Genomic DNA, 12382 nt, shown 5'->3' with positions numbered 1-12382 from the left:
AGATACAAGAGAGATTTTTTCTATGAAGTTTTCGGATCTGGTTGACTATGCTGATAATTTACTCCAAATCAAGAATTTTTCTCCTGATTACTGTGTTAATGGTGTGCAAGTAGAAACAACTCGTGAGATACGTAAAATTGTTTCCGGTGCTACCGCTTCTCTAGCACTGATCAATGAAGCCGTTGTTCTTGATGCGGATGTTGTTGTTGTCCATCATGGTGTTTTTTGGAACGGTGACCCCCCGGTTATGACGGGTATAACTAAGGGGAGAGTTTCTGCCCTGTTGGCAGCTAATATTGGATTACTAGCTTATCATCTTCCTCTGGATGCTCATCCAGATGTAGGAAATAATGTGTGTTTAGCTAGGTTGATGGGATGGAATTGGGAAGGTGAGACTTTTGGGCGCCATAATTTAGGGTTCGTTGGCTTACTGGACTACTCTATTCCAGCGCATGAGTTTTCCCAAAACATATGTTCCACTTTGGGCCGTGAACCTTTGTTTATTTGTAATGATAGGAATAAACTCATTCGCAAGGTGGCTTGGGTTACTGGTGCCGGGCAGGGTTATTTTAAGGGTGCTGTCTCCTTGGGGGTAGATGCTTTTGTGACAGGTGAAGCATCTGAGTTTGTATATCATGTTGCTATGGAGACGGGTGTTGCCTACGTTGCTGCTGGACATCATGCAACGGAGCGGTATGGTGTACAGTCTTTGTGTAAATTGTTGGCAGATACTTTTGGCTTGGATCATCAGTATTTGGAGCTGGATAATCCTGTGTAATTAACCAAGGTCTTCTATGTTTGTCTTGAAAACGTTAGAATCTTCTGTTTACGCTTATGAGGCTCATTAAGTTATGAGTGACACGTCGGATGGTAGGGATACTGTAGATAAGCAAAGGCGTCGACTTATTGCAATCGTTTCTGCAGCTGGTGCAGCTACTGGTGTTGCTTGTGTTATCCCTTTTGCAGCATCGTTAGCCCCCTCTGATAGGGCGCGCTTAGCCGGAGCTCCTGTTGAGGTTGATATTTCTTCGCTTAATTACGGTGACATAATTACTGTTGAGTGGCGAGGAAAGCCCGTGTGGCTATTGAAAAGAAACCAAGAAATGCTCGATACCTTGCCCCAGCTTGATTCTTTGTTAGAGGATCCAAAGTCTTTGCGGCACGGAGATGAATTTACTCCTCCGTATTGCCGTAATGAGCATCGCTCCATTAAGCCAGAGTGTTTAATAGTTATCAGTATTTGTACTCATTTGGGCTGTATTCCTTCGCCTAGGTTACAGGAGGGTCCACAACCATCTCTCCCAGATGATTGGAAGGGCGGTTTTTTGTGTCCATGTCATGGTTCTAAGTACGATCTCGCAGGTCGTGTATTTTTGAATCAACCCGCCCCCGACAATTTACAAATTCCACCACACCACTATAAGGATGACAATACCGTAATTATAGGAATTGCGCCTGATGAGAAAGGTAGTTAGGTTATGGCTTTGAGGGAAACTGGTAGCCAAGATGGCTTTTATGCTTGGATTAACAGGAGACTTCCTATATCTTCTTTTGTTAAGAAGCATCTAACGGGCTATTATGCTCCTAAGAATTTTAACTTTTGGTATTTCTTCGGTTCTTTGGCACTGATTGTTCTTGGTATTCAAATTGTTACTGGTATTATTTTGGTCATGCATTACAAGCCAGATGCATCTTTGAATTTTGCTGGAATACCAAGGGCATTTGCTAGTGTTGACTATATAATGCGTGAAGTGCCTTTTGGGTGGTTAATTCGTTATATGCATTCCACAGGTGCTTCCATGTTTTTTGTGGTTGTGTATTGTCATATGTTTCGTGGTCTTCTATACGGTTCTTATCGGGAGCCGCGTGAGTTGATATGGGTTTTTGGCACGCTTATTTTTCTATGTTTAATGGCTGAGGCTTTCTTTGGGTATTTGTTGCCTTGGGGACAAATGTCGTATTGGGGTGCGCAGGTTATAGTTAACCTGTTCTCTGCTATTCCCATTATCGGCGAAGATCTGTCTTTATGGATACGTGGTGACTATGTTATCGGCGATGCAACTTTGAATAGATTTTTCTCGTTTCATGTTATTGCTATTCCATTGGTCTTAATTGGGCTTGTTATTGCCCACTTAGCAGCTTTGCATGAAGTTGGATCGAATAATCCTGACGGTATAGAGATCAAGGATCACAAAGATGAATCTGGTGTGCCACTGGATGGTATCCCGTTTCATCCTTATTACACCGTAAAGGATTTATTTGGTGCCTCAGTTTTCATGGTCATTTTTTTCTTGGTCGTATTTTTTGTCCCGGAAATGGGAGGGTACTTCTTGGAAGCTAACAACTTCATTCCTGCTAACCCCATGAGTACTCCGACCCACATAGCTCCAGTTTGGTACTTTACACCGTTTTATTCGATACTTCGTGCTACGACTACAGACTTTTTGTACCGATTGGCTGTAACCTTTTTGTTGTACATAATTCTTTCTTGGCGGCTTTTGGGCAGCTTGGTGGCGCGTTCATCTGTGGTATTGATGTGGGTGGCTATGGTCATAGGTTTTAGATACGTAGATGCTAAATTTTGGGGAGTGCTTCTTATGGGCGTTTCTGTGCTTATTTTGTTCTTTCTGCCCTGGTTGGACTGTTCTCCCGTTAGGTCTATCCGGTATCGTCCCTATTGGCACATGGTGATTTATTTTCTTTTTGTAATTTCATTTTTTGCACTTGGTATTTTGGGGATACAGCCCCCGACTCCAGCCAGTCAACTTGTGTCCCAGATGCTGTCTCTGGGGTATTTGTCGTTTTTCTTCTTAATGCCCTGGTGGAGTAGGAAGGGTCGTTTTAGGGCTGTTCCCGTGCGGGTAGTTGATTGAGGGCCTGCTAAAATGTATAGAAGAACGATTCTTTGTTTGTTTATATTTGCGGTTTCTACAGTGCCTGTTGAAGGCTTATCTGAGGAAGGTGATGTTGCGCTAGATAGAGCTAATATTTCTTTTAATCCAGTTCACCTTCAAAGGGGAGCACGTACCTTTGTTAATTACTGTCTGAGTTGTCACAGTGCCTCGGGGTTTCGTTACGATGGTTTTCGGAAGATTGGTTTAGGGAAGAAGGAAATTTTAACGTACCTAGCACCAGGTAAGAAGATGAGTGATTTTCTTATTTCTCCTATGTCTCATTTTGATGCAGAAAAGTGGTTTGGTGTTGTTCCCCCAGACCTGTCATGGGTTGCTCGATCCAGGGGCGTGGACTGGATCTACACTTATCTTAGGAGTTTTTACAGAGATAATAGCCGTCCTAGTGGGTGGAACAATGTGATATTTCCAAGTGTTAATATGCCTAATGTGTTTTATGATCTCGAGGGTGTTCGTTCTGTTACCTTCGAAGATCTTAGAGCTATTCATCACGCTGCTTCCGGTGATATCTCAGGGTACGTGCATACTGTGAAAACTTATCCTGGCGATGGGTCTCATAGTGAGACTGTTAATAATTTACCAGATATGGGGCATTATCCTATGAGTAGGGTGATCTGGGGTGATCCAAGTGGAGGTGTTGTTGACCCGGTTGCTTATGACCATATTATTGCTGATCTGGTTGATTTTATGGCGTATATGGCAGAGCCTACATTAGAGGATAGAGAGTCTATCGGCTTCTTTTTTGTTTCCTGGTTGTTGGTTCTTTCTGGCCTCTTTTACGCGCTCAAGGTAGATTTTTGGAAGGATATTGATTAATGCGTTTTCTTGGGTTTTTGTTCTAAATTTAGGGAATCTTTGTCTATGATGCGTTTGTACTCAGGTTCTACTTGTCCTCTTAGCCAGAGATGTAGGATTGTCCTGTTTGAGAAGGGTATGGATTTCGAGATAATTGATGTTGATCCTTCGTCGCGTTCTGAGGATATACTGAAGATGAATCCCTATGGAGATTTGCCCATTCTTGTAGAACGCGACTTGGTTTTGTACGTATCTAATGTGATAAACGAGTACATTGATACTAGGTTTCCCCATCCTCAATTGATGCCTCCTGATCCTGTTTTGTGTGCTCGTGTGCGTTTGTTATTGTTTACTTTTGAGAAAGAGATTTTTTCCCATATACCAGCCCTTGAGGAAGGAAGCGATGCATCTAGGCGTATTGTTGCAGAGCAGCTTTTGGCCATGTCATCTGTCTTTTTAAAGAACAAGTACATATTGGGGGACGATTTTTCTATGCTAGATGTAGCTATGGCTCCGCTTTTGTGGCGTCTGGATCATTACGGCATCGAGCTTGGTAAGCAGGCTGCTCCTATAATGAAGTACTCGGAGAGAATTTTTAGTAGAAATGGTTTTATCGAGGCCCTGACCTCTCAAGAAAAAGTGATGAGGAAATGATGAATGATAAAGATGATATCCCTTCCAATAAGCCATATTTAATCAATGCCATATTTGATTGGTGTATGGATGCTGGGTTGACTCCTTTCTTGACAGTTGCTGATTCAGAGGCCTGTGTTTTTCCTAAGCAGTACGTTACTGCCGGTCTCATGACACTCAATATTTCTCCGAAAGCGTCTCCAAAGTGTGATATAGGTCCCGTCTGGGTAGAGGTTACCGCTCGTTTTGGCGGTGTTGCTACAGACATGGTTTTTCCTGTTTCGCGTGTAGTAGCAATTTACGCACGAGAGAACGGCAAGGGACTTAATTTCGATCCAGAAGATGATCCAGAGCCAGATCAACCAAGGGGTGGTGGTGTTCCAAGTGGCACTAAGGTGGGACATCTACGAGTGGTGAAGTAGAAGAAGTTTATCTTATCAGCCGGCTTAGCTCAGTGGTAGAGCAACCGCCTTGTAAGCGGTAGGTCATCTGTTCAAATCAGATAGCCGGCACCACAGGCCGGTCTGAGTAGATCTACAATTCGTGTTGTTTACATATTTCCAGAGAATTATCTAACTCATACACTATCGGAACCGCATTCGGTACATTTATCGATGATATTTGCTGATCAGATATATTCATTAGGTGTTTTATGATGGTCCTTAGTGAATTCCCATGCGCACTGATCATGACGGTTTGGTTTGCGACCAACAAAGGGGTTACCTTGTTCTTAAAAAATGGAATAGTGCGGTTAAATGTATCCTCTAGAGACTCTGTTGCTGGCAAGTTCCTAGGGTCTATATCTTTGTATCGCGGATCCCACATAGGGTGTCGTTTGTCGTCCTCTGGTAGGGACGGTGGAGCGTGTTTATAGCTCCTACGCCACATGTTAACTTGCTCAGAACCAAATTTTTTCCTGGCCTCATCTTTGTTCATACCCTGTAATGATCCATAGTGGCGTTCGTTCAAACTCCAGTGATGATAAACAGGAATGCTAATATTTCCCATTCCGTCTAGAGCAAGCCATGCCGTTCTTATAGAGCGAGACAGTACAGAAGTAAGTACAACATCACACGTAATGTCAGCTTGTTTGAGTTTTCTGCCAGCTTGAAATGCTTGTTCCTTTCCTGCTGAAGATAGATCGCTATCGTACCAGCCGGTGAACAAATTCTGGTGATTCCAGATACTTTCACCGTGACGCAGTAGAATCAGGCGATGCATGTGAGGTCCTTTAAATAGAAAGATATGATTATTAGGGTATTTTGTACAGTTCACATTTTTGCTGCAATAAATTTTTATCTTTGATTTACTCTGCAATCGCTAATAGAGTATTTTTGTTGTAGCATTGCCCTATGGTTTTTAACTGGAGGTTGTTTGCTTTGTACACGTTGGCAGATTTCCTGTTGCGCCATTGGCTGTTATCTGGTACCGCAGTTTTGAGCGCTGTTGGCTTGTTATTTCTGCTTGACGGTAGCGTGCGTAATGCTTTGGGTGTTGATCCGGAGCAGATGGTTATCATGATAAATAAAGGTAAGGTTGTTTTAATTGATATCAGACATGAAGATGAAGGCCTGTTGAAGGGCGAAATTAAAGGATCTAGACATGTTCATCGAGATAAACTTAGTTCAGTAGCCTCTTCGTGCTTTTCAGGGAATCGAACTTTATTGTTAATTTGTCAAGATGGTAGTAGTTCGAAATCGTTTGCCCATAGCCTAAAGAAGGAAGGTATGGCTGTACACTACCTTATTGGGGGGATAAATGCCTGGATGGCTGCTTCCTTGCCGGTTAGTAACTACGAGAAACATGATGGAAGGGGATAGTTGTGGCTGTTGTCGAAATGTACAAGCGGAAAAATGGTCCCTGTCCGTATTGCGATAGAGCTGAAAGATTGCTAAGAGAAAAGGGATTTACAGATATTTCTTTTATATATGTGGACGAAGATCCCACCAAACTTGAGGAAATGATGGAGCGTTCTTCTAAGCGTTCCATTCCGCAGATTTTTATTAACGGACAGCATGTTGGGGGTTCGGATGATTTGGCTGCTGCCTATGCTAGTGGTGAGCTGGATCGCTTATTATCCTCTGGGTGAAGGTTTGCTTTATTTGATGTTAGTTGATAATGAAAGGTAGTGCCCATATGGATAGTAATCAGGGGAATCAGGATAAACAGCCAGTTTTTTCTATTGAGAAGCTTTATGTTAGGGATGCATCCTTGGAGGTTCCTCTTTCCCCCCTAATCTTTTTGGAAAGACATTCTCCACAAGTAGAGGTAGAATTGGATTCAGTACACAAGAAAATAGATGATTCTGTCTTTGAGGTAGTTGTCTCAGCCAACGTAAAAGCCACCTCGTCTGCTGATAAGGTGCTCTTTATCATAGAGGTATCCCAGGCTGGTGTCTTTAGACTCAGGAATATTCCTGACGATTATCTTGAAGGTATTCTCAGTGTAGATTGCCCAAACGTTGTCTTTCCATACCTTAGAGAAGTGGTTACTGATTTTTCTACAAAAACTGGATTTCCACCAGTATATATGTCCCCTGTTAATTTTCAGGCGCTTTTTGAGCAACGTAAGGCTGCTGCAAACAAGGATAAGTAGGGGGTTTGGGAAAAACTAAGAGGTGTTTAATTGAAAATAGCAATTCTTGGTGCCGGAGCGTGGGGGACCGCTATGGGCTTGTCTTTATCCTCAGCTAGACATGATGTGACCTGGTGGTCACGTCATGGCGATATCGTGGATAGCTTAAATTCTAATGGTCGCCATCCTTATCTCTTTTCAGATGTAGTAAGGAAAAATGTTGCTGCCACAACTTTAATGAAAGATATATCAGGAAGTTTCGATTTGGTTATGATGATGGCATCTAGCCAAGGTTGTAGGCCTGTGCTCTCAGAATTGTTTGGTTATTACAGAGGGCCAGTTGTACTAGGTGCCAAAGGTATTGAAGCAGAAACTAAGTGTTTTCCTCACCAAATTGCCGCAGAAGTTGGTTTTTCTAAAGATAAAATATTGACCTTATCTGGTCCAAGCTTTGCGCGGGATGTTGTTTATGGTCTGCCAGTTGCCCTAGTATTGGCATGTAGTGATGAGACCAATGCGCGGAGTTTGTCTGCGTTTTTGTCGTCTCCTACAGTGCGTCTCTATACTGCCTCCGATATGTTGGGTGTTGAATTATGTGGGGCCGCAAAAAATTCCCTGGCAGTAGCCGCTGGCGTTAGCGATGGTTTGTCATTAGGATCAAGTGCTCGTGCTGCATTACTGACCAGAGGTCTCCTTGAGATGAGTAGATTGGCTCTTTCTTTGGGCGGAAAACAAGATACCGTATATGGTTTGTCTGGGCTGGGAGATTTAATTCTTACGGCTACTAGTGATTTATCGCGGAATTGGCGACTGGGATACGCTTTAGCTAAAGGTAGATCCCTTGATAGCTTTCTTGATGAGTTGGGTCAGGTAGCTGAGGGTATTGGAGTTTCATATGCACTGGAGTGCATTGCTAAGGACAAAGGGGTAGATGTTCCTATTATCCGATCGGTGTGCAGGATATTGCGAGGAGATGTCAGGCCTATAGATGTAGTAAATGACTTGATGACCCGCGGGCGATGAACTTGTTTTGTCTCCACGCCTCATATACTGCTATGGCAACTGAGTTGGATAAGTTTATGCTTCTACTGTTTGGCATCATGGGTATTTTGGTTGCTAGTCCTATTTTTTTGAAAGAATTAATTATGTGTTCTGGCAATCCCCTAGTTTCAGGTCCAAATACCAGAGCCGTGTTCGGGCTGTACTGTACCTCATCGTAGTTTACGGTGCCTTTAGTACTGAATATGACTATAGTATTGTCGGCCATGCTTGATTCAAAATCTTCCCACTTTGAATGTATCGTTGTCCTTGTAAGATCGTGATAATCAAGTCCTGCGCGTTTTAGTTGTTTATTGTCCAGATTAAACCCCAATGGACCAATAAGATGAAGTAAACACCCAGTGTTGGCACATAATCGTATAATATTGCCAGTGTTATGTGGAATTTCAGGCTCAAACAATGCTATGTGGAACATGGTTTTTCCGTTATTTGAGGACTATTCCCTATTTATGTACGATGTATAAGTAACGCATTTTGTCTCAGTCTGTTGTGCAGATCTCACTGGCTATGATGCTGGCTGTGATAGAATCTTGATTTCCTCTACGGTAATTCCGTGTTCTTTCAGTGTTTTTATAAGGCTATCCTGAACGAACCGTAATCTTGTTGCCACAGATGAATCGTCTGCCCGTATGACAAGCTTTCCGTTCCTGAGGACCACTACTCGGCTGTTCTTTGCTGGATACGGAGGTGGGAGTTGAGAATATATCGCTCTTACAGACAGAGTTAAGTTTATGTCGCTTAATAAAGACCCTAGCGGGAGCTCGATTGCATCTCCAATTTTTTTTCCGAGTACTGACACCAGTTATGCCGTTTGTTCGTTTATTACAACTAGGGGGCTTTGTGGTAGGAAACTATTTTCGTTCAATGTATTACTTCCTTAATAAACGCAAGTTGCAATCGTACCAAAAATTTATCGGCATTGCATTTTTCTTTTTTGTAGCTGTTTTTTTTACCATCGTGGGTTATTTTTGCGCTTTTTGGTTTAGTAATATTTCGGAATTAAAGCCAACACATCAACGTATTGTACGAGAAGTTAGCGTATTGGAAGAGCGATTGGTTGGCTTGGAGTCGGGACTTAAGAAGGTACAGGACAGTTTTGGCTTTCATTTGCCAGAAAATGTCCTATTGCGCTCTGTGCCACAGGTTTTGAAAAGTAGAGATCAGGGGGGACCTATCGTGTCCTCATCCTCACTACAGGTTGCTAATCACTATATTCAAAAAGCTATAAATGGCATATCTTTAAGAATGAGTCGCGACGAAGGTGTGCTTAGTATCGCTGAATCCATACTAATTCGTCAAAAAGCCCTTAATTTATTGATGCCTAAACAACTTCCCGTTGAGGAGTTTCGTATCACCTCTGGATATGGGCCCCGTGTGGATCCCATAAACCATAGACCATCGTTTCATGTCGGTTATGATTTTGCCGCACCAATTGGTTCGCAAGTTATGTCAGTGGCTCCCGGCATAGTTAAGAGGTCTGGTAGTTTTGGAAGTTATGGTCATATAGTTGATGTTGACCATGGACACGGGTTGGTAACACGGTATGCCCATCTTGGAAAGGTATTTGTCCATGTTGGTGATTTGGTTGAGCAAGGTTCGTGTTTGGCACAGATAGGTGTTTCTGGACGTTCTACTGGGCCACATTTGCACTTTGAGGTGCTAAAATATGGTGTCCCACAGGATCCTGGTTTGTTTTTTATCAAATCAGATCAGTACAAATAAGTTATGTAAGCACTATGTTTTGTTTAACTTCAAAAAAGAGTGATCGATGCTGAGACGTCTCATAAGGTCAATGTTTGGTAGTAGGAATGATAGGGTGATCTCGCGCTATCGTCAGATTTTGTCTCAAGCAAATCAGTATGAAGATGCATACAAGGAGCTTGCTGATTGTGATATTCCATTGAAGACTGCCTCCTTTAAGGAGCGTTATAAAAATGGAGAATCATTAGATAGTCTGCTACCAGAAGCTTTTGTTTTATGTAGGGAAGCTAGTAGCAGAACGCTCAAGATGCGCCATTTTGACGTACAGTTTGTCGGGGGTATAGCACTACATCAAGGTAAAATTGCCGAGATGCGTACTGGTGAGGGTAAGACTCTTGTAGCCACATTAGCTGCTTATTTGAACGCTTTGTCTGGAGATGGCGTTCATATTGTGACTGTAAATGATTATTTAGCCAGCAGAGATGCGGCTTGGATGGGCAGGCTTTATGAATTTTTGGGATTAACAGTTGGAGTTAATCATAGCGGATTGAGCATAGAAGAAAAGAAGGAAGTCTACAAAAGGGATGTGGTTTACGGAACTAATAATGAGTTCGGATTTGACTATCTTCGGGACAATATGGTCTACGATGTTGGCTCGCGAGTTCAACGGGGATTAAACTACGCAATTGTTGATGAGGTTGATTCTATACTTATTGATGAGGCTAGAACCCCGTTGATAATTTCTGGTCAGTCTGATGATATGACCGACTCGTATGTGGCTATGGTATCAGTTTCTGATCAATTAACTATACAGGATTCGGAAGAAGTTGAAGACGGGACAGTTTGTGGCGATATAGTTGTAGATCATAAAAACCATCAGGTGTTTTTGACAGAGCAAGGACAAGAAAAAGCTGAGGGTCTGTTGGTTAAAGCAGGATTACTCCCAGAGGGAAGCAATCTATATCACCATTCCTTTATCAGTTTGATGCACTACCTTAATGCGGCTTTGCGTGCTAAACATCTATTTCATCGTGATCAGCAGTATGTTGTTCATAATGGTCAGGTGGTAATAGTTGATGAATTTACAGGGCGATTGATGCCAGGTCGTCGTTGGTCTGATGGTCTTCATCAAGCTATTGAGGCTAAGGAGGGTGTTGAGGTACAAAATGAGAACCAAACTTTAGCTGCGATAACTTTTCAAAACTACTTTAGACTCTACAATAAATTGGCGGGTATGACTGGTACCGCTGATACCGAGGCGTACGAATTTCATCAAATTTATGGTTTGGAAACAATAGTTGTTCCAACGCATAAACCAATCCGTCGTGATGACAGGATGGATCAGATTTACATGACAATGGAAGAGAAATATTTGGCGGTTATAGATGACATTCGTAATTGTCATAAAATAGGGAAACCTGTTCTAGTTGGTACTACCTCCATAGAAAGTTCAGAGTACCTTGCAGGATTGTTGGACAAAGAAAATCTTCCTTATCAGGTGTTAAATGCAAAACAGCACGAACGTGAAGCGGAGATTATAGCTCAGGCTGGACGGCCGGGTGTGATTACTATAGCAACCAATATGGCTGGTAGGGGGACTGATATTGTTCTTGGGGGCAATATAACACATAAGCTTGCTGAAGTTTCAGATCATGCAGATTGGGACGATAATCGCAAGCAGAAGGAAGAAGAACTGTTGCGTGTAGAGTGGCAGAAGATGCATGACAAAGTTATAGAAGCTGGTGGCTTGCACATTATCGGTACGGAACGTCATGAATCACGTCGTATAGATAACCAACTGCGAGGACGCTCCGGCAGGCAGGGTGATCCAGGTTCCTCACGTTTTTATTTATCTTTAGATGATCCCTTGCTTAAAATTTTTTCTGGTGATCGTGTGCAAGCCATTATGCAGCGGCTAAATATTCCACGTGGTGAGGCAATTGAACATCAGATGGTTTCTCGTTCTTTAGAATCTGCTCAGAAAAAAGTTGAATCTCGTAATTTTGATGTCAGGAAACAGCTGTTAGAGTACGACGATGTTGCCAATGAGCAAAGGCAGATAGTTTATAGGCAACGCAACGACATCTTAGAAAATAGTGCATCTGAAGTTATTACTAATATGAGGCACGGGTACATATTAGACCAGTTTAACACCTTCATTCCTCGAGATTCTACCGATCATCAGTGGGATTGGGATGGTTTGGGAAAATTTTTATCTGGTTTGTCATGGACAGTTGATTTACGTAAATTGTTTTCTGAGCACGAAAAATGGACAGCTAGTGATTTGTTAAAATACATAACTAGTGAGATTGATCGGTTGTCTGCACAGCGTTTTGCGGATGTACCATCGGATATTCGCGCCGATATAGAAAGATCTGTGCTTCTTCAATGTTTGGATACACATTGGAGGGAGTTGTTATCTGCCTTAGATCATTTGAGGCAGGGGATTCATTTACGTGGATACGCTGCAAAGAATCCGCGGCAGGAATATAAGCGCGAAGCATTTATGTTATTTGATCAGATGCTGCAGAATGTACGGCACGATGTAGTAAGTTTGCTTATGAAAATTTCTGTTGTTCCAGCTGAAGAGGTTCCGCATACTAAAAATCAGAATGTATTAGATCGTGTTTCACGTAATCAACCATGTCCCTGTGGCAGCGGAAAGAAATATAAGCACTGCCATGGTTCGCCGGTTGTGGTTCCTTAGA

Annotated in this window: 15 protein-coding genes and 1 tRNA gene; 13 read left to right on the top strand and 3 right to left on the bottom strand. The window is 42.4% G+C overall.

Features of this window, described 5'->3' with window-relative positions; all coding sequences use genetic code 11:
* The first annotated feature begins 22 nt into the window (after positions 1–22).
* The 7 genes from A6733_RS06040 (at position 23) to A6733_RS06010 (ending at position 4855) form a co-directional block, all read left to right on the top strand.
* Complete coding sequence (locus tag A6733_RS06040; protein WP_092401155.1) at positions 23–778, top strand: Nif3-like dinuclear metal center hexameric protein; 756 nt, start codon at positions 23–25, stop codon at positions 776–778.
* A 73-nt stretch (positions 779–851) separates the two neighbouring features.
* A complete protein-coding gene (gene petA, locus A6733_RS06035) occupies positions 852–1475 on the top strand; it encodes a ubiquinol-cytochrome c reductase iron-sulfur subunit (protein ID WP_092401152.1) in 624 nt (207 codons plus the stop codon).
* 3 nt (positions 1476–1478) lie between these two features.
* Complete coding sequence (locus A6733_RS06030) at positions 1479–2873, top strand: cytochrome b (protein WP_092401149.1); 1395 nt, start codon at positions 1479–1481, stop codon at positions 2871–2873.
* A 12-nt stretch (positions 2874–2885) separates the two neighbouring features.
* Entirely contained in the window at positions 2886–3728 is an 843-nt protein-coding gene (locus A6733_RS06025) for a cytochrome c1 (RefSeq protein WP_092401146.1), read from the top strand.
* A 45-nt stretch (positions 3729–3773) separates the two neighbouring features.
* Positions 3774–4361 carry a glutathione S-transferase N-terminal domain-containing protein gene (locus A6733_RS06020; RefSeq protein WP_092401142.1) on the top strand — a complete coding sequence of 196 codons (588 nt, stop codon included), beginning with the start codon at positions 3774–3776 and terminating at the stop codon, positions 4359–4361.
* Positions 4361–4762 carry a stringent starvation protein B gene (locus tag A6733_RS06015; RefSeq protein ID WP_176696784.1) on the top strand — a complete coding sequence of 134 codons (402 nt, stop codon included), beginning with the start codon at positions 4361–4363 and terminating at the stop codon, positions 4760–4762. The genes A6733_RS06020 and A6733_RS06015 overlap by 1 nt, the downstream gene beginning before the upstream one ends.
* Before the next feature lie 18 nt (positions 4763–4780).
* Positions 4781–4855 (top strand) — tRNA-Thr (locus tag A6733_RS06010).
* A gap of 19 nt (positions 4856–4874) precedes the next feature.
* On the opposite strand, the gene gpmA is transcribed toward A6733_RS06010, so the two are convergent.
* The gene (gene gpmA, locus A6733_RS06005; protein WP_092401136.1) at positions 4875–5561 is read right to left on the bottom strand and encodes a 2,3-diphosphoglycerate-dependent phosphoglycerate mutase; all 687 of its coding nucleotides are present in this window, start codon (positions 5559–5561) and stop codon (positions 4875–4877) included.
* Between the two features lie 131 nt (positions 5562–5692).
* Between gpmA and A6733_RS06000 the strand changes: the two genes are divergently transcribed.
* The 4 genes from A6733_RS06000 to A6733_RS05985 are packed head-to-tail and all read left to right on the top strand — an operon-like array spanning position 5693 to position 7937.
* A complete protein-coding gene (locus tag A6733_RS06000; protein ID WP_092411174.1) occupies positions 5693–6160 on the top strand; it encodes a rhodanese-like domain-containing protein in 468 nt (155 codons plus the stop codon).
* A 2-nt stretch (positions 6161–6162) separates the two neighbouring features.
* A complete protein-coding gene (grxC, locus tag A6733_RS05995) occupies positions 6163–6429 on the top strand; it encodes a glutaredoxin 3 (RefSeq protein ID WP_092401130.1) in 267 nt (88 codons plus the stop codon).
* A 47-nt stretch (positions 6430–6476) separates the two neighbouring features.
* Entirely contained in the window at positions 6477–6935 is a 459-nt protein-coding gene (secB, locus tag A6733_RS05990) for a protein-export chaperone SecB (RefSeq protein WP_092401232.1), read from the top strand.
* Between the two features lie 30 nt (positions 6936–6965).
* Positions 6966–7937, top strand: a complete 972-nt coding sequence (locus A6733_RS05985; RefSeq protein ID WP_092460682.1) for an NAD(P)H-dependent glycerol-3-phosphate dehydrogenase — start codon at positions 6966–6968, stop codon at positions 7935–7937.
* On the opposite strand, the gene A6733_RS05980 is transcribed toward A6733_RS05985, so the two are convergent.
* Both A6733_RS05980 and A6733_RS05975 read right to left on the bottom strand, forming a co-directional pair.
* A complete protein-coding gene (locus tag A6733_RS05980) occupies positions 7897–8388 on the bottom strand; it encodes a tRNA (cytidine(34)-2'-O)-methyltransferase (protein WP_092401124.1) in 492 nt (163 codons plus the stop codon). The genes A6733_RS05985 and A6733_RS05980 overlap by 41 nt on opposite strands.
* Positions 8389–8478: 90 nt before the next feature.
* Positions 8479–8772, bottom strand: a complete 294-nt coding sequence (locus A6733_RS05975; protein ID WP_176695523.1) for a DciA family protein — start codon at positions 8770–8772, stop codon at positions 8479–8481.
* A gap of 5 nt (positions 8773–8777) precedes the next feature.
* On the opposite strand from A6733_RS05975, the gene A6733_RS05970 reads away from it, so the two are divergent.
* Both A6733_RS05970 and secA read left to right on the top strand, forming a co-directional pair.
* Positions 8778–9695 (top strand): M23 family metallopeptidase, encoded by a 918-nt coding sequence (locus A6733_RS05970; protein WP_092401118.1) that lies wholly within the window; start codon positions 8778–8780, stop codon positions 9693–9695.
* Between the two features lie 46 nt (positions 9696–9741).
* Complete coding sequence (secA, locus tag A6733_RS05965; RefSeq protein WP_092411175.1) at positions 9742–12381, top strand: preprotein translocase subunit SecA; 2640 nt, start codon at positions 9742–9744, stop codon at positions 12379–12381.
* Position 12382: the final 1 nt, after the last annotated feature.

The organism is Candidatus Ichthyocystis sparus, from assembly GCF_900078745.1.
Classification (GTDB): domain Bacteria; phylum Pseudomonadota; class Gammaproteobacteria; order Burkholderiales; family 2013Ark19i; genus Ichthyocystis; species Ichthyocystis sparus.
This window is presented reverse-complemented; position numbering and strand designations above follow the sequence as displayed.

Bases quoted from the DNA above. Each gene is read 5' to 3' on its own strand.
- A6733_RS06040 (WP_092401155.1), top strand. From the start codon at position 23: ATGAAGTTTTCGGATCTGGTTGACTATGCTGATAATTTACTCCAAATC.
- secA (WP_092411175.1), top strand. From the start codon at position 9,742: ATGCTGAGACGTCTCATAAGGTCAATGTTTGGTAGTAGGAATGATAGG.
- A6733_RS06025 (WP_092401146.1), top strand. From the start codon at position 2,886: ATGTATAGAAGAACGATTCTTTGTTTGTTTATATTTGCGGTTTCTACA.
- A6733_RS06015 (WP_176696784.1), top strand. From the start codon at position 4,361: ATGAATGATAAAGATGATATCCCTTCCAATAAGCCATATTTAATCAAT.
- A6733_RS05970 (WP_092401118.1), top strand. From the start codon at position 8,778: ATGCCGTTTGTTCGTTTATTACAACTAGGGGGCTTTGTGGTAGGAAAC.
- petA (WP_092401152.1), top strand. From the start codon at position 852: ATGAGTGACACGTCGGATGGTAGGGATACTGTAGATAAGCAAAGGCGT.
- A6733_RS06020 (WP_092401142.1), top strand. From the start codon at position 3,774: ATGATGCGTTTGTACTCAGGTTCTACTTGTCCTCTTAGCCAGAGATGT.
- A6733_RS06000 (WP_092411174.1), top strand. From the start codon at position 5,693: ATGGTTTTTAACTGGAGGTTGTTTGCTTTGTACACGTTGGCAGATTTC.
- gpmA (WP_092401136.1), bottom strand. From the start codon at position 5,561: ATGCATCGCCTGATTCTACTGCGTCACGGTGAAAGTATCTGGAATCAC.
- A6733_RS05980 (WP_092401124.1), bottom strand. From the start codon at position 8,388: ATGTTCCACATAGCATTGTTTGAGCCTGAAATTCCACATAACACTGGC.
- A6733_RS06030 (WP_092401149.1), top strand. From the start codon at position 1,479: ATGGCTTTGAGGGAAACTGGTAGCCAAGATGGCTTTTATGCTTGGATT.
- secB (WP_092401232.1), top strand. From the start codon at position 6,477: ATGGATAGTAATCAGGGGAATCAGGATAAACAGCCAGTTTTTTCTATT.